Source organism: Pseudomonas sp. Q1-7, from assembly GCF_028010285.1.
GTDB lineage: Bacteria > Pseudomonadota > Gammaproteobacteria > Pseudomonadales > Pseudomonadaceae > Metapseudomonas.
In genome coordinates, this window is record NZ_CP116304.1 from 2,035,609 (window position 1) to 2,058,700 (window position 23,092).

Annotated in this window: 25 protein-coding genes; 13 read left to right on the forward strand and 12 right to left on the reverse strand. The window is 66.4% G+C overall.

What is annotated here, in order from left to right:
• The first annotated feature begins 2 nt into the window (after positions 1–2).
• The gene (locus tag PJW05_RS09450) at positions 3–290 is read left to right on the forward strand and encodes a DUF1294 domain-containing protein (RefSeq protein WP_271411455.1); all 288 of its coding nucleotides are present in this window, start codon (positions 3–5) and stop codon (positions 288–290) included.
• 175 nt (positions 291–465) lie between these two features.
• On the opposite strand, the gene PJW05_RS09455 is transcribed toward PJW05_RS09450, so the two are convergent.
• Positions 466–1,443, reverse strand: a complete 978-nt coding sequence (locus PJW05_RS09455) for a zinc-dependent alcohol dehydrogenase family protein (RefSeq protein ID WP_271411456.1) — start codon at positions 1,441–1,443, stop codon at positions 466–468.
• Positions 1,444–1,651: 208 nt separating this feature from the next.
• Between PJW05_RS09455 and PJW05_RS09460 the strand changes: the two genes are divergently transcribed.
• Together PJW05_RS09460 and PJW05_RS09465 are read left to right on the forward strand one after the other, a co-directional pair.
• On the forward strand, positions 1,652–2,710 hold the full coding sequence (locus PJW05_RS09460; RefSeq protein WP_271411457.1) for a haloacid dehalogenase-like hydrolase: 1,059 nt from the start codon (positions 1,652–1,654) through the stop codon (positions 2,708–2,710).
• Positions 2,711–2,876: 166 nt separating this feature from the next.
• On the forward strand, positions 2,877–4,169 hold the full coding sequence (locus PJW05_RS09465) for a phospholipase (RefSeq protein ID WP_271411458.1): 1,293 nt from the start codon (positions 2,877–2,879) through the stop codon (positions 4,167–4,169).
• Positions 4,170–4,249: 80 nt separating this feature from the next.
• Here PJW05_RS09465 and PJW05_RS09470 read toward each other — a convergent pair whose 3' ends face one another.
• Positions 4,250–6,583, reverse strand: coding sequence for an LTA synthase family protein (locus tag PJW05_RS09470; protein WP_271411459.1), 2,334 nt, complete (start codon positions 6,581–6,583; stop codon positions 4,250–4,252).
• A 250-nt stretch (positions 6,584–6,833) separates the two neighbouring features.
• On the opposite strand from PJW05_RS09470, the gene PJW05_RS09475 reads away from it, so the two are divergent.
• Both PJW05_RS09475 and PJW05_RS09480 read left to right on the forward strand, forming a co-directional pair.
• Positions 6,834–7,670 carry a CvfB family protein gene (locus PJW05_RS09475; RefSeq protein WP_271411460.1) on the forward strand — a complete coding sequence of 279 codons (837 nt, stop codon included), beginning with the start codon at positions 6,834–6,836 and terminating at the stop codon, positions 7,668–7,670.
• 252 nt (positions 7,671–7,922) lie between these two features.
• The gene (locus PJW05_RS09480) at positions 7,923–8,183 is read left to right on the forward strand and encodes a DUF3509 domain-containing protein (protein ID WP_271411461.1); all 261 of its coding nucleotides are present in this window, start codon (positions 7,923–7,925) and stop codon (positions 8,181–8,183) included.
• Between the two features lie 45 nt (positions 8,184–8,228).
• On the opposite strand, the gene PJW05_RS09485 is transcribed toward PJW05_RS09480, so the two are convergent.
• On the reverse strand, positions 8,229–8,543 hold the full coding sequence (locus tag PJW05_RS09485; protein ID WP_271411462.1) for a hypothetical protein: 315 nt from the start codon (positions 8,541–8,543) through the stop codon (positions 8,229–8,231).
• A gap of 283 nt (positions 8,544–8,826) precedes the next feature.
• On the opposite strand from PJW05_RS09485, the gene PJW05_RS09490 reads away from it, so the two are divergent.
• A complete protein-coding gene (locus PJW05_RS09490) occupies positions 8,827–9,741 on the forward strand; it encodes a c-type cytochrome domain-containing protein (RefSeq protein ID WP_271411463.1) in 915 nt (304 codons plus the stop codon).
• On the opposite strand, the gene PJW05_RS09495 is transcribed toward PJW05_RS09490, so the two are convergent.
• Complete coding sequence (locus PJW05_RS09495; RefSeq protein WP_271411464.1) at positions 9,742–10,677, reverse strand: DMT family transporter; 936 nt, start codon at positions 10,675–10,677, stop codon at positions 9,742–9,744. It lies immediately after the preceding gene.
• Positions 10,678–10,806: 129 nt separating this feature from the next.
• Between PJW05_RS09495 and PJW05_RS09500 the strand changes: the two genes are divergently transcribed.
• Complete coding sequence (locus PJW05_RS09500) at positions 10,807–11,745, forward strand: LysR substrate-binding domain-containing protein (RefSeq protein ID WP_271411465.1); 939 nt, start codon at positions 10,807–10,809, stop codon at positions 11,743–11,745.
• A gap of 47 nt (positions 11,746–11,792) precedes the next feature.
• Here the strand turns inward: PJW05_RS09500 and PJW05_RS09505 are convergent, their stop codons facing one another.
• From PJW05_RS09505 to PJW05_RS09520, 4 genes are all read right to left on the reverse strand, one after another.
• On the reverse strand, positions 11,793–12,347 hold the full coding sequence (locus PJW05_RS09505) for a magnesium transporter (RefSeq protein ID WP_271411466.1): 555 nt from the start codon (positions 12,345–12,347) through the stop codon (positions 11,793–11,795).
• 158 nt (positions 12,348–12,505) lie between these two features.
• Positions 12,506–12,685 carry a hypothetical protein gene (locus PJW05_RS09510; RefSeq protein WP_271411467.1) on the reverse strand — a complete coding sequence of 60 codons (180 nt, stop codon included), beginning with the start codon at positions 12,683–12,685 and terminating at the stop codon, positions 12,506–12,508.
• Between the two features lie 95 nt (positions 12,686–12,780).
• On the reverse strand, positions 12,781–12,990 hold the full coding sequence (locus PJW05_RS09515) for a cold-shock protein (protein ID WP_044871522.1): 210 nt from the start codon (positions 12,988–12,990) through the stop codon (positions 12,781–12,783).
• A 328-nt stretch (positions 12,991–13,318) separates the two neighbouring features.
• Entirely contained in the window at positions 13,319–14,233 is a 915-nt protein-coding gene (locus PJW05_RS09520) for a LysR family transcriptional regulator (protein WP_271411468.1), read from the reverse strand.
• 128 nt (positions 14,234–14,361) lie between these two features.
• On the opposite strand from PJW05_RS09520, the gene PJW05_RS09525 reads away from it, so the two are divergent.
• Complete coding sequence (locus PJW05_RS09525; RefSeq protein WP_271411469.1) at positions 14,362–15,120, forward strand: SDR family NAD(P)-dependent oxidoreductase; 759 nt, start codon at positions 14,362–14,364, stop codon at positions 15,118–15,120.
• A gap of 70 nt (positions 15,121–15,190) precedes the next feature.
• Here the strand turns inward: PJW05_RS09525 and PJW05_RS09530 are convergent, their stop codons facing one another.
• Positions 15,191–15,322 carry a hypothetical protein gene (locus tag PJW05_RS09530; RefSeq protein WP_271411470.1) on the reverse strand — a complete coding sequence of 44 codons (132 nt, stop codon included), beginning with the start codon at positions 15,320–15,322 and terminating at the stop codon, positions 15,191–15,193.
• A gap of 251 nt (positions 15,323–15,573) precedes the next feature.
• On the opposite strand from PJW05_RS09530, the gene PJW05_RS09535 reads away from it, so the two are divergent.
• The 3 genes from PJW05_RS09535 to PJW05_RS09545 all read left to right on the forward strand — a co-directional run bounded on the left by PJW05_RS09535 (position 15,574) and on the right by PJW05_RS09545 (position 18,785).
• On the forward strand, positions 15,574–16,347 hold the full coding sequence (locus PJW05_RS09535) for a PP2C family protein-serine/threonine phosphatase (protein WP_271411471.1): 774 nt from the start codon (positions 15,574–15,576) through the stop codon (positions 16,345–16,347).
• A complete protein-coding gene (locus PJW05_RS09540) occupies positions 16,344–17,864 on the forward strand; it encodes a serine/threonine-protein kinase (RefSeq protein WP_271411472.1) in 1,521 nt (506 codons plus the stop codon). Before PJW05_RS09535 ends, PJW05_RS09540 begins: the two co-directional genes overlap by 4 nt.
• A 75-nt stretch (positions 17,865–17,939) precedes the next feature.
• On the forward strand, positions 17,940–18,785 hold the full coding sequence (locus PJW05_RS09545; RefSeq protein WP_271411473.1) for an FHA domain-containing protein: 846 nt from the start codon (positions 17,940–17,942) through the stop codon (positions 18,783–18,785).
• 19 nt (positions 18,786–18,804) lie between these two features.
• Here the strand turns inward: PJW05_RS09545 and PJW05_RS09550 are convergent, their stop codons facing one another.
• Positions 18,805–19,395, reverse strand: a complete 591-nt coding sequence (locus PJW05_RS09550) for an NAD(P)H-dependent oxidoreductase (RefSeq protein WP_271411474.1) — start codon at positions 19,393–19,395, stop codon at positions 18,805–18,807.
• Positions 19,396–19,554: 159 nt separating this feature from the next.
• Between PJW05_RS09550 and PJW05_RS09555 the strand changes: the two genes are divergently transcribed.
• A complete protein-coding gene (locus tag PJW05_RS09555) occupies positions 19,555–19,869 on the forward strand; it encodes a putative quinol monooxygenase (protein WP_271411475.1) in 315 nt (104 codons plus the stop codon).
• A gap of 1 nt (position 19,870) precedes the next feature.
• On the opposite strand, the gene PJW05_RS09560 is transcribed toward PJW05_RS09555, so the two are convergent.
• Positions 19,871–20,635 (reverse strand): alpha/beta hydrolase, encoded by a 765-nt coding sequence (locus PJW05_RS09560; protein ID WP_271411476.1) that lies wholly within the window; start codon positions 20,633–20,635, stop codon positions 19,871–19,873.
• A gap of 176 nt (positions 20,636–20,811) precedes the next feature.
• Here PJW05_RS09560 and PJW05_RS09565 point away from each other — a divergent pair, with 176 nt between their 5' ends.
• Complete coding sequence (locus PJW05_RS09565; RefSeq protein ID WP_271411477.1) at positions 20,812–21,135, forward strand: carboxymuconolactone decarboxylase family protein; 324 nt, start codon at positions 20,812–20,814, stop codon at positions 21,133–21,135.
• Positions 21,136–21,171: 36 nt separating this feature from the next.
• Here PJW05_RS09565 and PJW05_RS09570 read toward each other — a convergent pair whose 3' ends face one another.
• Positions 21,172–23,037 carry an ABCB family ABC transporter ATP-binding protein/permease gene (locus PJW05_RS09570; protein WP_271411478.1) on the reverse strand — a complete coding sequence of 622 codons (1,866 nt, stop codon included), beginning with the start codon at positions 23,035–23,037 and terminating at the stop codon, positions 21,172–21,174.
• Positions 23,038–23,092 lie beyond the last annotated feature (55 nt).

Below are 23,092 nucleotides of genomic sequence, written 5' to 3' on the forward strand. Positions count from 1 at the left end.
CCTTGTCACTGGACCTCACCCAGCCCGTCCAGGCGTTGCTGCTGACTTACTTGGCGATGAGTCTGCTGTGCTTCGTCGCCTACTGGCGTGACAAGCACCTGGCCATCGCCGGCCAGCGACGGATTCCGGAGTCACGCTTGCATCTGCTGGAGCTTCTCGGCGGCTGGCCGGGCGGCCTGCTGGCCCAGCGGCTGATCCGCCACAAGAACCGCAAGGTCGCCTACCAGGTGAAGTTCTGGCTGATCGTGGCCGTGCATCTGGGCGCGCTGGGGTATTGGGTCTCGCATTGATGGCGCAGGGGCTGCCCTGCGGTCAGCTTCGCGAATGAATGCTCACGGACCTGGCCGCTCACGGCACCTGGCGTAGGGTGGATGTCGTTTTTTACATCCACCAACGGGGCCGGGTCTGACGCCGATGGTGGATCGGTAAAGCTGATCCACCCTACGCAGGCAATGTCGGGCCGGTTCAGGGCACCAGCACGATCTTCCCGTCGCGCTCGCCGCTGGCCGCCGCGGCCACCGCTTCCTTGATCCGGCTGATGTCGTAGGTGGCGGCGATGCGCGCCTTGAGCTTGCCGCCGGCGATCAGTTGGATCAGTTCGCCGAACAGCTGCATCTGCTGCTGCGGCGTGGCCTGGCGGAACCAGCGGGCCAGCCAGAAGCCCTTCAGGGTCACGTCGCGGAACACGAAGGAACCCGGGTTCACCTGGCAGGGCTCGCCGCTCATGCGGCCGTAGTTCACCAGCACGCCGCCGTCGGCCAGGCTGGCCGCCAGGTGATCGGTGGAGGCGCCGCCCACGGCGTCGATGCCCAGTTTCACCGGTGCGCCGCCGGTGGCTTCGCGCACACGCTTGGGCAGGTCCGGGCCGTCCACCAGCACCACGTCGCCACCTTCGGCCCGGACCGCCGCCACCGCCGAGTCGCGGCGCACCACGTTGAGGGTCTTCAGCCCGCGGATCTTCGCCAACTGGATCAGGTAACTGCCCACGCCGGAGTTGGCGGCGTTCTGGATCACCCAGTCGCCAGGTTGCAGGTCGACGAAGTCGCGCAGCATCAGGTAGGCGGTGGGTGGATTGACCGTGAGCATCGCCAGTTGCTGCGGGTCGGCGCTGGGCAGCGGGATGAGCTGCTTGGCGTCGGCGATCAGATGGGTGCGCCAGGTGCCGCAGCCCACCGGCAGCAGCACGGTCTGGCCGGGCTTGAGGGCGCTGACGTCGGCGGCGACTTCCAGCACTTCGCCCACGCCTTCATTGCCGCCGATGGCGGGGAGGGGCGGCAACATGCCGTACTCGCCGGTCAGGGTGAGCACGTCGGACGGATTGATCGGCGCCGCCAGCACTTTCACCAGCGCCTGGCCAGCGGCCACGGGCGGCAGTTCGAACTCCACGGCTTCGATCACATCCTGAGGCACCGGGCCTCGGGTCTGGTATTCGGCTTTGAGCATGGCGCTTCTCCTGGCGGCTTGGGGAAGCTGAGTCTAGCCGCTGACCGGCACCGCCAACTGAATCCCCCGGCATTTGCGGCGTTGATGGCATGACGCGTCGAGGACGTTGGAGGTCGTTCTCGTGCGGGGCGCGGGCAGGCTCTTTGCTAGGTTCGGCGGCGAAGCAGGAGTAGCGCTTCCCCACGCCATCCAACAAGGGAATAAGAAGATGAAGATCGCCAAGACGCTGATGTCCGCAGCCCTTAGTCTCGGTCTGGCCGTCACCGCACAGGCCGCCACCGAGCTCGCACACTGGCCCGAGCCCGCGGCGAAGCAATTGAATGCCCTGATCGCCAAGCACGCCAACCAGGGCAATTTCGCGGTATTCGACATGGACAACACCAGCTACCGCTACGACCTGGAAGAGTCGCTGCTGCCATTCCTGGAAATGAAAGGCGTGCTCACCCGCGAGAAGCTGGACCCCTCCCTCAGGCTGATCCCCTTCAAGGATGTGAACGGCCACAAGGAAAGCCTGAACAGCTACTACTACCGGTTGTGCGAAGTGGACGATCTGGTCTGCTACCCCTGGGTCGCCCAAGTGTTCTCCGGTTTCACCCTGGGTGAGCTGAAAGGCTACGTCGACGAACTGATGGCCCACGGCAAGCCGATTCCCGCCACCTACTACGAGGGGGATGAGGTGAAGACCATCGAGATCAACCCGCCGAAGGTCTTCACCGGCCAGAAGGAGCTGATGAACAAGCTCCACGAGAACGGTATCGAGGTGTACATCATCACCGCCGCCCTGGAGGAGCTGGTGCGCATGGTCGCCGCGGACCCGAAGTACGGCTACAACGTGAAGCCGGAAAATGTCATCGGCGTCACCACGCTGCTGAAGGACCGCAAGACCGGCGCCCTGACCACCAGCCGCAAGCAGATCGCCGACGGCCAGTATGACCAGAAGGCCAACCTCGACCTGGAACTGACTCCCTACCTCTGGACCCCAGCCACCTGGATGTCCGGCAAGTACGCGGCGATCCTCACCTATATCGATGAGTGGAAGAAGCCCATCCTGGCCGCCGGCGATACCCCCATCAGCGACGGCTACATGATGTTCCATGGCACCGACGTGGCCAAAGGCGGCATCAACCTGTGGATCAATCGCAAGGCCAAGTACATGGAGCAGATCGCTGCCATGCAGAAGCGCAACGCCGAGGCCCAGGCAAGCCAGGGCCTGCCGGTGACGGCGGACAAGAACTGGATCGTGGTGGTCCCCGACGACATCCAGTGAAGCAGACGGCCGCCCCCGGGCGGCCGTTTCGCTTGTGCGCCATGCACTACAGTGGTTCCTGACGGCTTGATCGGTGAGTCCGGCTGTCCTGGCTGGTCAGTGAAGGCCCGTGAAGTGGCTGGTACGCTGGTGGGCCCTGCGCGAAAACCTGCCCCTGGAGTGATCGATGAAGTACCTGGCGCTCGCCCTCGGCCTGAGCCTGGCTGGCCTGCCGTCCGCCGCCCTGGCCTGGTCCAACCATGCCCTGGGCACCGCCCTGGCGCTGGCGGCGCTGCCGCAGGTCAAGGATGCGCCACCGGTGCGGGTGGAAAGCCTGGAGGCGTTCCTGGAAGAGGAGGGCGTGGCGCTGGAATACGTGCTGGACGAGCAGGAGGCGTTCTTCCGCGACCATCTGCCGGACTATCCCGCCAGGCCCGATGACCTGCGCTGGATTCCCAGCCACAGCGGCGACCCTCGCAAGGCCTTCCTGATGGCACTGCGGGTGAACCCTGAAATCAGGCTGGCCTATTTCGTCCAGGCGCTGCCGGGCATGGACTGGCGCGGACGCCAGCCGCTGGAGGCCGCCGATGTGCTGGTGTTCCGCACGCTCGGTCTCTGGCGCGAATGGCGCTTCTTCCAGGTAAAACCCGGCGACATGCTGCCGGCCCTGGCGGTGGTGGCCAGCGCTGCCGACGAGCCGGACTACGGCCACGACATCAACCTGTTCAGCGACAACCCCGGCGAAATGGGCGCCCGCTACAACTTCGGCACGCAACCGTTCGGCGATGCCCGCTTCGAGTACTCGTCCCAGGCGCCGTTCCATATCGGCTACTACCACGAGGACGAGATCATCTACCGCGCCGCGCCGTACCTGGCGCGCACCTACCCCGAGGTGCGGGTCTACCAGTACCTGGGGCTGGCGCGCTTCGCCTTCGAGAGCGGCCACCCTTACTGGGGCTACCGCTTCCTCGGCTGGGGCCTGCATTACATCCAGGACCTGACCCAGCCCTACCACGCCAAGGCCGTGCCGGGACAGGCCATGCCCCGGCTACTCTGGATTGCCTTGAAGGCGGCGGTGGGACTGGACGACGACAGGCTGGCGGCCATCGAACAGGTGGCCAACCGGCATACCGAGGTGGAGCGGTACCAGGCCGACTGGCTGCGCAGGCTGCTGCGTGAGGGGCGCAACGACAGTCCGTTGCTGCGTGCCTACGCCGACCGCCGCACGGATGGGGATTACCCGCCGTTCGACGGCGAGTCCCTGCGCCGGGTGGTGTCCAGGGAGGCCTACGAGGCCGCCGATGACTTCGACGCGCGGATCGCCCACTGGCTGGCGGGCGGACAGGCGCAGCCGGGGTTCAGCCAGGGCAACCAGTTGGCCTCGCTGCCCGATGACGTGCAGCTCGACCAGGCCCTGGTACGCCTGATCCGACATTTCGGCAGCCACAGCCGCAACGCGACCCGGGCGACCCTGCCCTGATGTCGCGGTTCATGGCTGGGCGACACGTGCTGGTGCGAATTCGTTTGCGGGCCCCACGAGCCGCCTGGCAAGGCAGGGCCTCAGTGATACTGCGGCAAGCGCGGCTCGGCGCTCTCGGGTAGCACGGCGCGTTCTTCGCCCGGCGTCTCCAGCTCGCTCTCCGTGGCGTCCTGCTGGCGGGCCAACAGGCCGAACAGGGTGGTGATGGGGTGCGGCGCGCGATGCTGTGCCAGCGGATCACTATTGCCAGCGGTCACGACCGGCGCCGGCAGGAGCTCGGTCGTGACGCGGAAGTCGCTGATCTCGATCTCCCCGCGGCCTTCGGCCAGCAGGTGGAAGGAGAACGCCTTGCGTGCCTCGGGGTTGTCGAAGGCGAAATCGACCTTCAGTGGCTTGCCCTGTTTCAGCAGTGGCATCTCGGGCATCGGCAGGGCCACATCGCGCTCGAACTCCTTGGCCTTCAGCCGCAACTGGGCACCCCGTTTGTCCATGCGCACGACCTTGATCGACATCTGCACGCGGGTGCGGCTGTTCTTCGGCAGTTCCATGTATTGCGCGCCGATCAGGTTGTCGGCCCAGTCATCCCTGGCCTTTTCCTTCAGGCGGATGCGCTCGCGGCTGGCGAACTGGTATTCCTGGCCGAGGTTGCCGTCCAGCAGCGACTGGTCCAGCAGGGCCGCGCGCTGGGACACCAGGCGGGCCTTCTTGCCGCGGTAGCTGCCCAGGTAACGGGCTTCATCGGCAATGAATCCTTCGCTCTGGTAGCGCCGGCAGACCTGGCGGAAATCGCACTCGGTGAAGGTATCCAGACCGTCGTGATGGCGCAGCTTGCCGTTGGTGTAGGACATCATCTCGCGGCCGCTGGCGTAGTCGCGGAACAGCGAGCGGCCGGCCAGGTTCCGCGGCACGCCGTAGCCGAAGTAGTCGAGGATGGAGGCGGTCAGGTCGACGTGGCCGTAGACGCCGCTCTTGATCGGCGGCAGCGACGCCTGTTCGGGTGCCAGTACGAGGTTGAACCCCCAGGCCGAGGCGAGGCGGACGTTTTCGAGGCCGTGGGATTCGTCCGAGGTGACGATCACCAGGGTGTCCTTCAGTACGCCCTGTTTCTCCAGGCCCTTGAGGAAGGCGTCCACCGCGTCGTCCAGGTAGGCGATGGCGGCCTTTTTGGCGTCCGGGTAGCGCAGCAGGTAGTCGGCGGGCGCCGAGTAGGGCTGGTGGGTGCCGACGGTGAGCAGGGTGAGCATCCACGGTTTCTTCTGCTGGCGCAGTTGCTTCACGTAGGTCTGCGCGCCTTCGAAGAAGGCCTTGTCGTCCATGCCCCAGGGGAATTCAAGGTAGGCCTTGTTGCGGAACCAGTTGCGCCCCAGAGTCTTGTCGAAACCCATCTGCGGCATGATCTTGTCCTTGGCCATGAAGCGCAGCCCCGCGCCCTGCAGGAAGTGGGTGCTGAAACCGTGCTGCCGCATCTGCGCGGGCAGGCAGGCCTTGGCCCGGGCGGGATTGTTCAGCAGTTCCAGGCCCTTGGGCGTGCCCGAGTCCAGCTTGCTGTAGTCGCCGCAGAGCATGGCATACAGCCCGCGGATGGTCTGGTGGCTGTGCAGCACGTAGTCCGGTGTGGTCATGGCGCGTTCCGCCCAGGCGCTGAGCCTGGGCATCGGCGAATCCTGGTAGCTGCTGTTGATCGCCGCGCGGTTGGCGGCGATGTAGGCACCGGGAATGCCTTCCAGGGTGATCACCAGCACGTTGCGCGCACGGCCGGGGCCGGCGAGCAGCGGCGCGCCGTCGAGGTCCAGGCGCGTCAGGGCGGCGATGTCCGGCGGCGTTTCCGGCTGGTCGCCATCGAGCCAGTCCTCGACTGCCAATTGGCCAGTGTTCACGGCGCTGGCCAGCAGCTTGTGGGGCAGGTTGAATTGCCGCCATTGATCGGCGTCGCTGGGCTGCACGGCCTGCAGCGCAACGTGGCCCGCGAGCAGGGTCGCCGGGGCGGCGAACCATTTCCAGTGCAGCGCGCGGGTGCGCCGCCGCCAGCACAGCAGACAGGCGAGCACGCTGGCGCCCAGTGCCAGGCCCAGGTACGGGTAGGTGATGCCGCCGCCCTGGGTGGAGTGGCTGACGAACTGCGGGTCGAGCAGGTATTTGAGGTCGCCGGGCTCCGGCATGCGGCCGACGGCGCCGACCAGTTCGGCGTTGCCGAGGATCATCAGGCACCAGAGCAGCATCAGCGGTAGCGCCAGCAGCAGCGAGCGGCCATGCAGCAGCGCGATCAGGAAGCTGCCGACGGCGAGGTCGGACAGATAGCCGAAGGGGGAGGACCAGCCCAGCCAGTAACGGCTGGCGACGGGAATGACCAGGAACAGCACGCCAAGTGGTGCGAGCGATGAGGACTGCGGCAGCCAACGGCTGAATGGGCGCACAGGAACTCCTGAGATCGGGCGGTGAAATTCCGTCGAGTGAGGCCGGAATGCTTCGGGGTCGCGGGTGCGACGACACGATTCTGAAACATTATTGTGCTAGCGGCCAGTAGACAGTTCCGCGGAATGAAAATTCAGCGGGTTGCTGGCGGCCTTTGCGCCGGGGAAGGGGCCCTCCTGGAAGCCATGCTTCGCGTGGTTCGCCGGCCGGCCAGCGGGTAGAATGCCGCTTCGACTCACAGAGGTAGCGAAGATGGCACTTATCGGGCGATTCAATTCACTTCAGGTGGCCAAGCACACCGACTTCGGCCTGTACCTGGACGGTGGCCCCGACGGCGAAATCCTCCTGCCCAATCGCTATGTGCCCAAGGATCAGCCCACCGAGGTAGGCGACTGGCTGAACGTCTTCCTTTACCTGGACAGCGAAGACCGCCCGCTGGCCACCACGCTCAGGCCCAAGGTACAGGTGGGCGGTTTCGCCAGCCTCAAGGTGGTGGAGATCAACCGGGTCGGCCTGTTCCTCGACTGGGGCCTGCCCAAGGACCTGTTGCTTCCCCATTCGGAAGAGAAGCGCCCGCTACAGGTTGGCGACTACTGCGTGGTGCACGTCTACCTGGATCAACGTACCCGCCGCGTCACCGCGACCGCGCGCCTGGACCGCTACCTGGACAAAACCCCGCCGCGCTACCGTCCTGGCCAGGAGGTCGACCTGCTGGTGGTGGAGCGGACCGACCTCGGCTTCAAGGCCATCATCGACGGTCAGCACTGGGGGCTGATCCACAAGAACGAAGTCTTCAAGTTCGTGCGCAGCGGCATGCGCGAGAAGGGCTACGTCAAGGAAATCCGTCCCGACGGCAAGATCAGCCTGAGCCTGCAGCCGGTCGGTGCCGAGGCGGTCAGTGGCCTGGGCGAGCAGATCATCGCCGCGCTGCGGGCCGAGGGCGGAGTGCTGAAACTTTCCGACAAGAGCCCGCCTGAATTGATCAGCCAGCGCTTCGGCGTAAGCAAGGGCAATTTCAAGAAGGCCATCGGCGGGCTGTACAAGCAGGGCTTGATCCGCATCGAGGACGATCGCATCGAACTGCTCTGATCCGCGCCAAGCGCGCTTCTCGCCGCCCTGAATACACAGCCCCCGGTTCGGAGCCTGCTCCGGCCGGGGGCTTTGCATTGCATCGGTCCTGCAAATTGCACGCTGGAAACGGCCTGAATCGTGCGCAATGCATGGCGAAAGTTGTTAAAAAAGATTGCAACTGGCTGATTTATTTGGCGTTTCCGTTGTCATAGCGCTGGCATGCACACAACCGACGGGTGCAGGAGCAATCATTTTTCTGGGAGAGAAGACATGGATCTGGATTTTGACAAGCTGATCAGCGCCTTTCCGGAATACCAACTCAGCCGCAAGCCTCGGCCGGATGGTGGTTTCGTGCTGACGCTGGAACGCGAGGGGAAATTCTTCCAGCGTGTGGTGGCGGCGACGGCGCAGCTGGATTGGCTGGTGAGTACGCTCAAGCGCGACCTTGCGCTGGAGCATGGCGAAGTTCCGCCGCTGGACTCCCTGAAGGTGCTGCATCGCAAGCCCTTGCCGCGCTACCTGCGCGCCTGAGGCCCGGCGGCCGCGACAGGGGCGCGCGGCCGCACTCGCCAGGGATCAGGTCTCGATGCCGGAGGGGGGCAGCAGGGCATCCTCTTCCTCGCCCTCATGCTTGTTCGACGGCCCGCGCGGCGATTCCTCGCGGGCTTCTTCCTTCCGCTGCTCGCCGAGCAGCGCCTTGGCCGAGGCCTGGACCTCGTCCACTCGTTTGTTCAACTCGTTGACCGCTTCGCCGATGGCTTCCCGGGCGATCTCCTGGGCGGCCGCCTCGGCTTTTTCCGCCAGCGTGTTGGCCGACTCCTCGGCCAGCTCGCAGCCGGCCAGCAGGCTGGCGCCGAGCAGCAGGGCAGTGAGGCGGTGGGCAGGTTTCATGCAGTGTGTCTCCAGTTACGACAGGCGGCGGCCATCATTGCCCAGGGTTGGCTCCGAGGAAACACGCCGACCTGGCGATTCTGTGTACGGAGATTTCCGGCCCAGGTGCAGGGTAAAGCCCCGGGCTCCGCAGCGGCGACTGGATGGAGTCCGGGGCCTGGGGCCGGCGTCGGCCGGCCTCGAATAGACTGACCGGCGGATGCCGGCGGGGTTCCGCGCGACGGCGCGATGCGGGTCGATTCACTAGGCTTAGCGAGGCAATCACTGCCGAGATGGGGTCGAAATGAACACAGCGCCGGGTCTGGTCACACTCTGCTCGCTGTTCCTGGCATCCGCTCTGGCCTGGGCGCAGGACGTCAGCTTCGACGCGATCCAGCCCATCCTCCAGGCGCGCTGCGTGATGTGCCACGCCAGCGAGGCGGCGCCGCTCGGGCTGCGTCTGACCAGCCTCGAAGAACTGCTCAAGGGCAGCCGTAACCGCGAGGTGGTGAAGCCTGGCGACCCGGCCGGCAGCGAACTGGTCCGCCGGCTCAAGGGACAGAGCCAGCCGCGCATGCCGATGACCGGGCCACCCTTTCTCAGCGATGCGGAAATCGCCCTGTTCGAAGGCTGGATAGCCGGCGGCCTGCAGCCCGGCAGCCAGCCGGCGAGCGCGACGGTCGAGCCCGTTCCGCCGCAGCGACCGCCGGCGGGCGAGCCGGTGACCTATGCGCATGTGGCGCCGATCTTCGCCAGCCGCTGCGTCAAGTGCCACTCCAGCAACGGCCTCATGGGTTCCGCGCCGGAAGGACTGCTGCTGAATGCCTACACGGCCATCCTCGACCGCGACGAGCGCATGCGCGTCGTGCCCGGCGCGGCCAGCGCCAGCGAGTTGGTGCGGCGCATCCGCGGCCAGTCACGACCGCGGATGCCGTTCGACGGTCCGCCTTTTCTCAGCGCGGAGGAAACCCAGTTGATCGTCGACTGGATCGACCAGGGCGCCCGTGACTCCAATGGCCAGCCGGCTCCCAGTCCGGTGGGCGCGCGGGTACGGCTGCAGGGTGTGCTGGGGGAGGGCTGGACGTTGGATTCGCTGCCGCTGGTGGTGGGCCCCGGTACGCGCCTCGACAAGTCGCCGGAAGCTGGCGACTACGTGGAAGTGCGCGGACGCTGGGGGGCGGACGGCCGGCTGCTGGTGGAGCGCATCCGGCGGCGTTGATCAGGCTTCGGAGGCGGCCAGCACCTTGCGCGGCCGGCGGCCGCGCAGCAACTCGGCACCGCTGACCAGCACGATGCCGACCAGCACCAGGGTGGCGCCTATGGCGAAGGAAAGGTCGATCTGCTCGCCCAGGACCAGCACGCCGAAGGTCACGCCGAACAGCGGGGTCATGAAGGACAGCACCGACAGGCGCGAGGCCAGGTAGCGGCGCAGCAGCCAGAACCAGGCCAGGTAGCTCACCAGGGCGATCACCACCACCTGGAAGCCGAGGCTGATCACCGCGGTCCGGGTCAGTTGCATATCGGTCTGGCCGCTGTTGAAAGCCACCAGCGTCAGCAGCAGGGCGGCGCCGAACAACTGGTAGAACAGGGTCTTCACCGGGTTGGCCTCGGACAGCGACGACCCGCGAATCACCAGCGTGGTGGCGCCCCAGGCCAAGGCGCCGCACAGGGCGTAGGCGTCGCCCAGCAGCGCGTTGCCGGGCGCGCCGGCAGGCTTGCCGAGGAAGGCTCCGGCGATACCGCCGAAGGCCACCAGCACGCCGAACCACTGGAGGGGCGAGAGGCGTTCCTCGGGGAGCATCAGGTGCAGACCGAGGGCGGCGAACATGGGGGCGGTATAGAGGAATACCGAGACGTGCGATGCGCTGGTGTGGTTCAGCCCTTCGCCGATGAACAGGAACTCCAGGGCGAACAGCGCGCCGACCGCGATGCCTGGCAGCAGGGTGCCGTCGCGGAAGGCGTTACGACCTTCCTTCCACAGGACCAGGGCGCCGAGCACCAGGGCCGCGCCGCCGGAGCGAATGGCCAGCTGCAGGATGGAGGGCACGTCGTCCAGGGTCAGCTTGATCGCCACCTGCTGGAAGCCCCAGCAGATGCAGAGGACGAACATCAGTCCACAGGCGAACCAGTCCAGGGGGAGGCGGGAGGGTTTCATCATAGAACTCGCAAGGCAGAGGGGCACGGCAGGGGCCGTCAAGGGCTGTAGGATCGGCCCTCGGGCACCTTGCATTCAAACGATGATTTGTCATCATGCTTTGACTTGAACTCAAAGCGAACCGGCACCATGCGCCTCCCTTCCCTGATCGCCCTGCGCACCTTCGAGGTGGCCGCGCGCAGCCGCAATTTCACCGAAGCCGCCCAAGAACTGTCCGTGACCCCGGGGGCGGTGAGCCGGCAGATCCGCCTGCTGGAGGCCGAACTGGGGGTGAGCCTGTTCGACCGCACCCGCAACACCGTCACCCTCAACGACAACGGCCGCCGCCTGGCGGGCACCGTCGCCCAGGCCTTCGAACTGCTCGTACGGGGTGCCGACGAATTGCGCGGCCAGGACGAAGGACCAATCCACATCACCTGCGCGCCATCCATTGCCAGCCACTGGCTGATGCGCCGCCTCAACCAGTTCGCCGCCAGCAACCCGGACATAACCCTGAGCCTGGAGGCCACTGAGCAACGGGTGGACCTGGAGCGCGGCGAAGCTACCCTGGCCATTCGCTTCACCACCACCGATACGCCGTTGCCGGCCAGCGAACTGCTGTTCAGCGAAGCGTTCTTTCCGGTGTGCAGCCCCGCCTACCTGGAACAGTTCGGTGTGCTGCGCGAACCCCGCGACATGCTTCGTGCGCGGCTGATCCACACCCACTGGAAGAACAGCGCCAACCTGCAGTTGCCGAGCTGGGAAGACTGGTTCGCCACCTATGTGGGCGAGCCGGGGCCGGTGAAGGGCGGGATGCGCTTCGGCCTGATCGGCCATGCCATCCAGGGTGCCGTGAGCGGTCAGGGCTTTGCCCTGGGGTCCACCGCGCTGGCCTGCGATGACATCGCCCATGGCCGGTTGGTGTTGCCCTTCGGCGGGCGTTGCCGCCTGCCGACGCCCTGGGCCTACCGGCTGGCGTGGAGCCGCAGGTCGCCGCCAGCGGAGAAGGTGCGCCGCCTGATCGATTGGCTGCTGGCCGAGGCCCGCGCCAGCATGCTGGCGGGCCCGGACGACGTGGCGGAAGGCTAGAGGAGGCGGATGACGCCAGGCGTTGCATCCGCCATCGCGCTGCGGAGTCAGATCATCTTGCGCAGTTGATGCAGACGGTGCTGCAGGCCTTCGGCCCATTCCGGCGTCGCCCGGCCGGTGCCGGCGGTGCGGAGCCTCGGGTGATGGCCGACGACGTGGGCAAGGACAGCTTCCTGGCCGGGTTTCACGTCGACGAAGAACACATGCTTGCCTTCGTCCAGGGGGCGCTGGAAACGCTTCACCAGGGGGTTGGGTGTCTGGATGCCGTACAGGCTGCCTTCCCAGACGCTGAAGCCGAACAGGGCGATGGCGAAGAAGATGAAGGGAATCCAGCCGGCCGCCGTGCCGGTCCAGCCGCCGAACCAGGCCAGCAGCATCACCAGGGCCGCCAGGGCCACGCCGATGCCGACGCCGATCAGGCCGGAGTTCAGCATGTCGCGCTTCATCACGGAGGGAACGCCGTGGAGCCGGTAGTGCTCGACGTCGGCATCGCGCTCGCTGAGCACGTGGATCTGTTCGTGGTCGATGCCCTGCGCTTCGAGTTCGCTTTCGACCCTTTCCAGATCCTTGAGGTTGTCGCTGATGTAGTAGTGCCGCTGCATGGGACGCCTCCCATCTGGTTGGCGCCGGTTCCCCGTCCGGCCTTTACCCCCGGGTTTCGGCCATTATCGGCCTGCGTGGAGTTTAGTCCGGCGAGGGCAGGGCGGTGGCGCCCGGCGGCAGGTCGCGTGCCTGTCCGCCTCGGGACGCCAGACGGGGCTTACTTGTTGCCGATGCGGATGTGGCGGCTGGGGGCCACCTGGGCGCTGACGCCCTTGGCGATTTCCTGGATCTCGCCACCCTGCTTCAGGAAGGCGGCGACCTGGGCTTCCAGGTCTTCACGGCTGGTGGTGGCTGCAGGGGGTTTGGGGGTGCTGCTGTGGGAGGTCTTGATACGCATGTCTATCGCTTCCGCTGTTCGTACTGGCCGGCGAGGGGCCTGAAACCGCTGAAAAAAAAACCGGCCCGAAGGCCGGTTCTTCTTTCGGCTCGTGATCAGATCACTTGCACTTCGTCGGCCTGCATGCCTTTCTGGCCTTGCACGGCGATGAAGGAAACCTTCTGGCCTTCCTTCAGGCTCTTGAAGCCGGCGGACTGAATGGAACGGTAGTGAACGAACAGGTCCGGGCCGTTATCGGTGGTAATGAAGCCGTAGCCCTTTTCATCGTTGAACCACTTGACGGTGCCGGTTTGGCGCTCGGACATTGGAATGTCTCCTAGAAACTGAATTATTGCTGGGCTGGACCGTTCCAGCCTGTCACTGAGTGCAGAAAGTCGGCAACCGATGAAGAGGGGACCGCTAAAGTACAGACCGTTTCCCGGTGACACGTGCATCACAGCGCTCGACACAATACCTGTGCTTGCGAGGAATGCCTAACCTTTTATTCGCCGGCCGTCAGATCGTAGTGCCGCGTGACGGGCGCCAGGGCCCGCCGCAACGCCTGCCTCGCCCCTGTCACGGTGCGCAGCGAATCGCCAGGAAAACCGACGAGTCGCTCGGTCTCTTCCTGCGCGATAGCGGCAAGCGCAGCACCTATTCCGCCTGGAACCAGGGGGCGGACTGTTCGTGCACCAGTTGCTCCAGCCAGTCCATGAACAACCGCACCCGGCGCGGCAGGCGGCGATGGGCGTAGAGCAGGGTGGCTTCCAGCGGCGGCGGTGGATACGCCGGCAGCAGCGCCACCAGCTCACCGCTTTCCAGGTACTCGCGCACCCCGTGCAGCGGCACCTGGATCAGCCCCAGGCCGCCCAGGCAGGCGGCGCTGTAAGCCTCGGCATTGTTCACCGTCAGGTTGCCGGCCATGGGCCGCTGCTGCAGCTTGCCATCGACGAGGTATTCGAACCCCGGCGGTCGGCTGCCCAGCACCGAGACGTAGTGCACCAGCCGGTGCCGGGACAGGTCGTCCAAGTCACGCGGCACGCCGTGGGCGGCGAGGTAGGCGCGGCTGGCGCAGTTGACCATGGGGAAGGCGCCCAGGGGGCGCGCCACCAGCGAAGCGTCCAGCACAGGCCCGACCCGCAGCACCAGGTCGAAGCCCTCGCGGACCAGGTCCACCCGTCGGTCGGTGCTGCTGACTTCCAGCTCCACCCCCGGGTGGCGGTCGCTGAACTCGCCCAGGCGCGGCAGGACCACCTTGCGTGCCAGCACGGTCGGCATGTCCACCCGGATGCGGCCGCTCAGGGCGCTGGCATCCTGGCGGAACAGCCCTTCCAACTCGTCCATCTGCGCCAGCAGCTCGCGGCTGCGCTCATAGAGCAGCAGGCCATCCTGGGTGGCCTGCACCTTGCGCGTGGTGCGCTGCAACAGGCGCGTGCCCAGCAGTTCCTCCAGCGCCTGCACCTGGTCGGAGACGGTGGAACGGGGCAGGCCGAGGCTGTCCGCCGCCTGGGTGAAACTTGACAGTTCGCTGACCCGTACGAAGGTTTTCAGTAGCTCCAGCTTGTTCATCCGTGTGGCACCTCGCTCCGGATTGTTCGATTGAGCCGATCAGTGATTCCGGTATCAGCATATTTATCGCGAACTATCCGGACAATAAAGTCCTCACACCTTCCCCACCCGCAGTCAGGAGCACGGCAATGACCCGCAAGATCGCACTCATCACCGGCGCCAGCCGCGGCCTCGGCAAAAGCATGGCGCAGCACCTGGCCGCCCAGGGCATCGACATCATCGGCACCTACCACAGCAAGCTGGACGATGCCGAATCCCTCAGCCGCGAAATCACCGACCTGGGCGGGCGCGCCGCCATGCTCCAGCTGGACGTGAGCAAGAGCGCCACCTTCGATGATTTCGCCGCCAGCCTGGGACGACTGCTGAAGAACGAGTTCGGCCGCGACAGCTTCGATTTCCTGGTGAACAACGCCGGCATCGGCATCCATGCCAGCTTCGCCGAGACCACCGAGGAACAGTTCGACCAACTGGTGAACGTCCAGCTCAAGGGGCCGTTCTTCCTGACCCAGAAACTGCTGCCGCTGATCGCCGACGGGGGACGCATCCTCAATATCTCCACCGGCCTCGCCCGTTTCGCCCTGCCGGGCTATGCCGCCTATGCGGCGATGAAGGGCGGCATCGAAGTGCTGACCCGCTACCAGGCCAAGGAACTCGGTGCGCGCGGCATCTCGGTGAATGTGCTGGCGCCCGGCGCCATCGAGACCGACTTCGGCGGCGGCGTGGTGCGCGACAACGCCCAGGTCAATGCCTTCATCGCCGGCAATACCGCCCTGGGCCGGGTCGGCCTGCCGGAAGACATCGGCGCGGCGGTGGCCATGTTGCTGTCCGATGCCGGCCGCTGGATCAACGGACAACGGGTGGAAGCCTCGGGCGGGATGTTCCTCTGACGTCCCGGCGGCACTGTCCTGAAACGCAACGCCCTCCATAAAGGAGGGCGTTTTCGTTGCCGTGGGGCCTTCAGGGATTCGGCGCGTGGCTGCCGAGAATGCCCGTGCCGGATTTCCGGGTGCGCTTGGCCATGCGTTTTTCCTGGAGGGTTTTCTGAGGCTTTTTCTTCGCCTCGCGTTTTGCGTCGAGACCTTTGCTCATGGTGGTGACCTCCCCGTGAGGGTGGATGGTTCAGCGCATCCTTGCCTTGAAGCGCTCAATGGCCATTACCACCTCCTGGGCTGCGTGAGCCTGTGATTTGCGAAGCCGATGAAAACAGCATAGCCGCCCGGAGGACGGCTGCATGGCCGGACGAATCCTCGACTGCTTAACACTTCATGCGCCAGGCGATGACAGCGCCCCGGCCGTCGCCGCATGATGTGAAATCATCGCTGGACGGTAGTAGGGACCCCATGTCCGAGCTCCTGGGATACGCCGCGCAATCCATTGCCGGTTGCGTGCGTGAACACAACGAAGACGCGCTGCTCTGCGCCCCCGAGCTGGGGCTATGGGCGGTGGCCGACGGCATGGGCGGCCACCAGCGCGGCGAGGTGGCCAGCGCGGTGGCGGTGGCCGCCTTGCGCGATGCCGTGGCGGCCTGCGAGGGCCTGGAGGCCTCGGTGCAGGCCGCTCATCGCGCGGTGCTGGCGGCGGCGTCGGGCTCCGGCATGGGCACCACGCTGGTCGCGGTGAAGTTCGACGGCGCGGCGTTCGGCCTGGTCTGGGCCGGCGACAGTCGCGCCTATCGCGTCGGCCTCGACGGCATCACCCGCCTCAGTCACGACCACAGCCTGGTCCAGGCCCTGGTGGATGCGGGCGAACTGAGTCCGCAGGAGGCCCGCCACCATCCCCGGCGCAATGTGGTGACCCAGTGCCTCGGGCAGGAGCAGCAGACGCTGGATGTGGGCTGGCTGGACGGCCGGCTGGAGCCTGGCGAACTGCTGCTGCTGTGCAGCGACGGCCTGACCGGCGAGCTGGAGGACGCGGAAATCCTCGCCCAGTGCGCCAGCGCGGACACCCTGGAAGAGCTGGTGGCGCACCTGCTGGGACTGGCATGCGAAGCTGGCGGCCGGGACAACATCTCCTGCATCGTCATCGGCCTGGCGCCGCCGGAAACCACCGCGGTATCACGCAGGTCGAAATCGATCCTGAGCCGATTGCTCAAACCGCGAAGACCAAACCCATGAACGACAATCCGCTTGAAATACCCGGCTACCGGGTGCATGGCCGCTTGGGCAAGGGGGGCATGGCCGAGGTCTACCTCGCCACCCAGGAGTCCCTCGGCCGCCAGGTCGCGGTCAAGGTTCTGGACAGGCTGGATGACGATGCCTTCACCGATCGCTTCATCCGCGAAGCGCGCATGCTCGCCTCCCTGCACCATCCCTCCATCGTCACCATCCACGCCATCGACCGCCTGCCCGATGGCCGCCACTACCTGGCCATGGAGTACCTCTCCGGCGGCGATCTCGGCCGCCACAAGGGACAGGCGCTGGAACCCCTGGAAGCCCTGCGCATCGTCCGGCAGATCGCCGGCGCCCTGGCCGTGGTGCATGGCAAGGGCCTGGTGCACCGGGACATCAAACCGGCCAACATCCTCTTCCGCGACGATGGCACCGCGGTGCTCACCGATTTCGGCATCGCCAAGGACCTGGAGCTGGACAGCGAGTTGACTCAGTTCAACGTCGCCGTGGGCAGCCCGGCCTACAGCAGCCCGGAGCAGGCCCAATGCCAGGCGCTGGACGCGCGCAGCGACATCTACAGCCTGGGTGTGATCCTGCTGGAGCTGCTGACCGGCGAGAACCCCTATCGTGGCGCCAGCTACGCCGAAACCGTGCTCAACCACGTGCAGATGGAGCCGCCCCGGCTGCGTCGTGGGCTGGGCGACTACCAGCACCTGATCGACCGCATGCTGGCCAAGGACCCGGACGAGCGCTTCGCCGACTGCCGTGTGCTGCTGGACAGCCTGAACGCGCTGTGCGACCTCGATCTCGACTTCACCCGCATCGCCCCGGCCGCGCCGCTGGAGCGGCCGGCGCCGCCACGGGCCGGCCGCCGTTACGCCGGCCTGCTCTGGGGGCTGGCCGGGCTGGCGCTGCTGGTGGTGTCCAGCGCGGGCGGCTACTACGTCGTGCTGCGGATGAAGGTCGCCGATCTGCTGGCGCTGGGCGAACAGCGCCTGGCCGAGGGCAAGCTGGTGGAGCCGACCGGGGACAACGCCGATTTCTACTTCCACGAAGCGCTGCGCCTGGACGACGACAACGCCAAGGCCGGTGACGGCCTGCAGCGGGTGCTGGCGGCGCGCATCGCCAACGCCCTGGTACTGGCCGAGCAGCGCCTGGGCGAAGACCGCCTGGTGCAGCCGGAGCAGGACAGCGCGGTGTTCTACTACCAGCAGGTCCTGGCCTGGGCACCGGACAACGAACAGGCCATGGCTGGCCTGGAGCGGGTGGCGCAGCGTTTCGTCGACCTCAGCGAAGAGGCCTACAGCCGTCGGGAGTTCGCCCTGGCGCTGGAGTACATCGATGCCGGGCTGCAGGTCGCACCGGCGAACCCGACCCTGCTCGAACTGCGGGCCGTCCACGAGCAGCGGGTGCGCAAGGCCAAGGGTGCGCGCGTGGCGGCCGGCCGTCCGGCCAAGGCGCCGGCGAAGTCGCAGGAACAGAGCAACCCGATCAAGCGGTTCTGGAATCGTCTTTTCAACTGACGGCCAGCCATCGCCGGATCGAATCTGGCGGCATATGGCTATCATTGTCGAGTGCCCTGCCTCCAAGGACCTTCCATGCTCAGGATTCACTTCGCGGACAATCGTCAGGCGCCGATCTGGCTGGTGGACGAACGCTTCACCATCGGCCAGGACAGTCGCAACAGCCTAGTCCTGGCGGACCCGGAGGTCGGCCTGTTCCACGCGGAGATCCGCCAGGACCACGGCCAGTACTACCTGAGCGATTGCGGCACACCCGGCGGCACCTATGTCAATGACGAGCGCATCGGTACGCGTTTCCAGCTGCGTTCCGGTGACCGGCTGCGCATCGGCGCCCTCGAACTGCTGCTGGTGGACCCGGCCAAGGCCGTGCCCCGGGCGCAAGCCGCGACGCGCTGGTTCCTGCAGGTGATCAAGGGCGAACACGAGGGGCAGAAGTACCACGTCACCGGCTCCATGACCTTCGGTCGCTCAGTGAAGTGCGAGTTGTGTTTCAGCGACCAGGAACTGTCGCGTCGGCACGGCGAGTTCTTCCTCAAGGACGACGTGCTGGAGATCAAGGACCTGGCGTCGGCCAACGGGGTGTTCGTCAATCAGCAGCGGGTGAGCGCTGCCGTGCTGCAGCCGGGCGACCAGGTGCGCATGGGCTCGGTGACGCTGCTGGTGATCGGCCCCAGGGTGGCCGCGCCCCAGGCGGTGGACGAGGACGCCACCCTGTTCATGCCCCTGGCCCGCTTGCCGAAGCCGGTTGCGCCGCGACCGGCTGGCCGCCAGCCGGTCGCCAACCCGCTACGGGCAGCGGCGCAACAGCAGAGCGCCGCGCCCAGTGACGCGGCGCGGCAGTCGCCGAACCGGTTGCTGGTCGGCCTGCTGGTGCTGGCGATTGCCCTGGCGGCCGCACTCGCCGGAACGGCGATGCTCTGATGCTCCGGCCCTGCGGGCCTCAGACGGCGATACCGAAAACCTGGGCCAGATGGTCCTCATAACGCTTCACGTCCGCCTCGATGTTCGGCTGTTTCATCACGTCCACGCAGAGGAAGGTGGGCAGGCCGTGCATGCCGAGGAACTGGTTGGCCTTGTGGAAGGGGAAGTACACCGCGTCCACGCCTTTGGCCTCGAAGAAGTCGGTGGGGTCATCGAAGGCCTGCTGGGGCGCGTTCCAGGTCAGCGAGAGCATGTACTGCTTGCCGTGGATCAGGCCGCCGCTGCCGTACTTCTGCGACGCGTCGGAACGGGTGCGGCCGTCGTTGGCGTAGAGGCTGCCGTGGCCTTCGGTGAACACTTCGTCCAGGTAGCGCTTCACGGTCCAGGGTGCGCCCATCCACCAACCCGGCATCTGGTAGATCAGCACATCGGCCCAGAGAATCTTCTGCACCTCTTCGGCGACGTCGTAGCCGGCGTCGATGCGGGTTTCCCTGACGTCGCAACCGGCGCGGTCGAGGAAGGCCAGGGCGGCATCGTGCAGGGTGTCGTTGTACTGGCCATTGGAGTGGGCGAACTTCTTGCCGCCGTTGAGCAACAGGATCTTTTTCATGGCAGGTGTGCCTCCGCAAGGTGATGTGGCGGCAGACTACCGGGGGCATCCAGGCGGAAAAACCGGCCGTGGCGCAATTGATACTTGCTGCTAAATCATGAATTTCGGCAATTGTATTGCGATAAGGTTGATAGAAAGACCGGTCCGAGACGACACCCCATGACTCAACCCTATGGCTTCATCCTTCACGCCCACACCCGCCCCGAGCAAGCCGATGCGTTCGAGGCGCTGTTCCGCGCCTACGTCGAACCCAGCCGCGCGGAGGCGGGCTGCATCGAATACCACATGCTGCGCGACGCCCGGGACCCGACCCTGTTCATCTTCTACGAGGTCTGGAAAAGCCGCGCCCATTTCGAGCGCCATATCGCCCTGCCGCACATGCGCCGCTTCCACGAAGAACGCATGGACTACCTGCGTCGAGAGTTCGATGTCCGCGAGATCGAGATGCTGAGTCCTGCGTCCGGCTGCGCCTAGCCTAAAGGGCGCTGCGGATCAGCCGCAGGTACTCCGGCCGCGTGCCGATGTCGTTGTGCCCCGTCCCGGCGATCACCTCCCAGCGGGCTACGCCGGAACGGAAGCGGGCGAAGAGCTTTTCGCTGCTCCAGCGCGGAATCACTTCATCCCGTTCCGCCACTATCACCAGGGTGGGCGCGGTGATTGCCGGGGCGTAGCGCCAGGATTCGTACGGGTCTTCGAGCATCCAGCGCACCGGATAGATCGGGAACTGCCGCTGGGCCAGTTCGAGGATGCTGTTGTACGGCGTGACCAGCACCAGCCGCGTCGCCGGGCGCTGGCTCGCCAGGCGAATCGCCACGCCGCTGCCCAGGCTGCGGCCGACCAGGGCTACGTCCTTGTGCAGGGCGCTGACCTTGTCGAACAGCGCCAGGGCGTCGCGCTGGATGTCCTCCTCGGTGGGTTTGCCGGTGCTGTCGCCAAAACCCCGGTAATGCAGCAGGTAGAGGGCGTGCTCGGGAAAGGCTTCGGCGAAGTCCGGCAGGCTGCGCGAGACGTCCTCGGCATTGCCACCGAAATAGATCAACGCCCTGGTGCTGGCCAGAGGGCGCACGGTGACGGCGATCCGCTGGTCCGTCACCGGCAGCATCAGCAGGCGGTCGGCGCCGCCGATGGCGCGGGGCTGGGGGAAATAGATCAGCGACCGCTGGAAGACGAAGAGCAACGCGCCGACTCCGAGATAGAGCGCGACGGCCAGCAGGACGGCGCCGATCAGGCTGCGGACCATGCTGTCGGCGGTGATGGAATCCGGCGGGAGCGCACCCCGCAGTGTGTGCGGAGGCCGTGGCGAGGTCTGGGCATGGGGACGGTTCTCCCTGCGGGCGGGCGAGTCCTTTAACCATAGATCGTGCGACCGCCGAGGGTTTCCTAAGCTGAAAGGGCATCCCCTAGCGAGGTGGCCCCATGGAACGCAAGCACGATCTCGAAACCTACAAACGCTTCAAGAAGCAGCACCCCGCGTACTTCCAGGCGGTGGAAACCCTTGGCGCCGTGGTGCGCCAGGCCGGTCCGCTGGATGAGCTCAGTCTGCAACTGATTCAGCTGGCCGCCGCGGCGGCCAGCCATTCCGAAGGCGCGGTCCATAGCCACACCCGTCGCGCCCTGGAGGCCGGCGCCAGTCCCGAGCATATCCACCATGCCCTGCTGGCGCTGACCAGTACCATCGGCTTCCCCACCGTGGTCGCCGCCCTGAGCTGGGCCGGGGATGTGCTGGAGGCCAAGGAGTAGGCCGCACGCCCACGGTGGAGGTCTACCCGAGCGTGATCAACCCTTCACGCTGGGGACCGGCGAGCCGACCACTTCCGGCTCCTGCTGCTGCAGCAACCACATCTGCGCATAGGTGCCGCCGGCATCCAGCAGATCGCGGTGGGTGCCTCGCTCGATGATCCGCCCGGCGTCCATCACCAGGATCTGGTCGGCGTCCATCACGGTGGACAGGCGGTGGGCGATGACCAGGGTGGTGCGACCCACCTGGATGCTGTCCAGGGCGGTCTGGATGGCCTTCTCCGACTTGGAGTCCAGCGCCGAGGTGGCCTCGTCGAAGATCAGGATGGCCGGGTTCTTCAGCAGCGCGCGGGCGATGGCCACGCGCTGCTTCTCGCCGCCGGAAAGCTTGAGGCCACGTTCACCCACCTGGGTTTCGTAGCCATCCGGCAGGCGCAGGATGAAGTCGTGGATGTGCGCGGCACGGGCGGCGGCCTCGACCTCCTCGCGGCTGGCCTCGGGGCGGCCGTAGCTGATGTTGTAGTAGAGGGTGTCGTTGAACAGCACGGTGTCCTGGGGAACGATGCCGATGGCGCTGCGCACCGAGCCCTGGTCCAGCTCGCGCAGGTCGTGGCCATCGATGCGGATATGCCCGGCGTCGATGTCGTAGAAGCGGTAGAGCAGGCGGGCGAGGGTGGACTTGCCGGAGCCGGAATGGCCGACCACCGCGACGGTGCCGCCGGGGGGAATCTCGAAATCCACGCCATGGAGGATTTCCCGGCGCGGGTCGTAGCCGAAATGCACCTGCTCGAAGCGCACCCGTGGGCGGCGGGTCTGCAGGGGAATGGCGCCCGGCGCGTCCTGTACGTCCTGGCGTTCGTCCAGCAGGCCGAACAGCCGCTCCATGTTGGTCAGCGCCTGCTTCACCTCGCGGTACATCATGCCCAGCATGAACAGCGGCGCGGAGAGTTGCAGCAGGTAGGTATTCACCAGCACCAGGTCGCCGATGGTGAGCTCGCCGGCCACGACGCCGGCGGCGGCGCGCCACATCATGGCGGTGACGCCGACGGCGACGATGGCGGTCTGGCCCAGGTTGAGCAGCGCCAGGGACTTGGTCGCCTTGACCCTGGCGTTCTCCAGCACACGCAGGTTCTCGTCGTAGCGCGTCGACTCGTGGGCCTCGTTGTTGAAGTATTTCACGGTCTCGTAGTTGAGCAGCGAGTCCACCGCGCGCTCGTTGGCGCGGGTGTCGGCTTCCACCGAAGCGCGGTAGTAGCGGGTGCGCCACTCGGTCACCGCGAAGGTCCAGACGCCATAGGCCAGCAGGGTGCCAAGGGTGATGAAGGCGAAGCCCCAGTCATAGGCCCAGACCAGCACCACTGTCACCAGCAGCACCTCCAGCAGGGTCGGGATGATGGTGTAGAGGGTCCAGTCCAGCAGGTCGGAAATGGCGCTGCCGCCACGCTCCACGTCGCGGGCCACGCCGCCGGTGCGGCGGCTGAGGTGGAATTTCAGGCTCAACCCGTGCAGATGCTGGAACACCTTCAGGGTGATCTGCCGCGAAGCGCGGGCCATCACCCGGGCGAACACCACCTGGCGCAGCTCGGTGAACAGGGTGACGCCGATGCGCGACGCGCCGTAGGCCAGCAGCAGGGCCACCGGCAATACCAGCAGACCGGGTTCGACATTCAACTGGTCGACGATCTGCTTGAGGGCGACCGGGATATAGAGGTTGGCCAGCTTGGCCGCGACGATCAGGCCCAGTGCCACCGCAATGCGCCCCACATAGGGGCGCAGGTAGGGAAGCAGCGTGGCGATCACGGCGGCATCGCCACGGGAGCCGGCCTTGCGCGCGATGGGCGCGGTGCCGTCGTTCTTGCTGTCGACCGCGTCGTGCGGTACGGGATCGTTGTTCAGGGCTGCCATCGCCCACCTGCCTTCTGTTACGGAGATGTGGCGACCTTACTCCAGCGGCGGACGC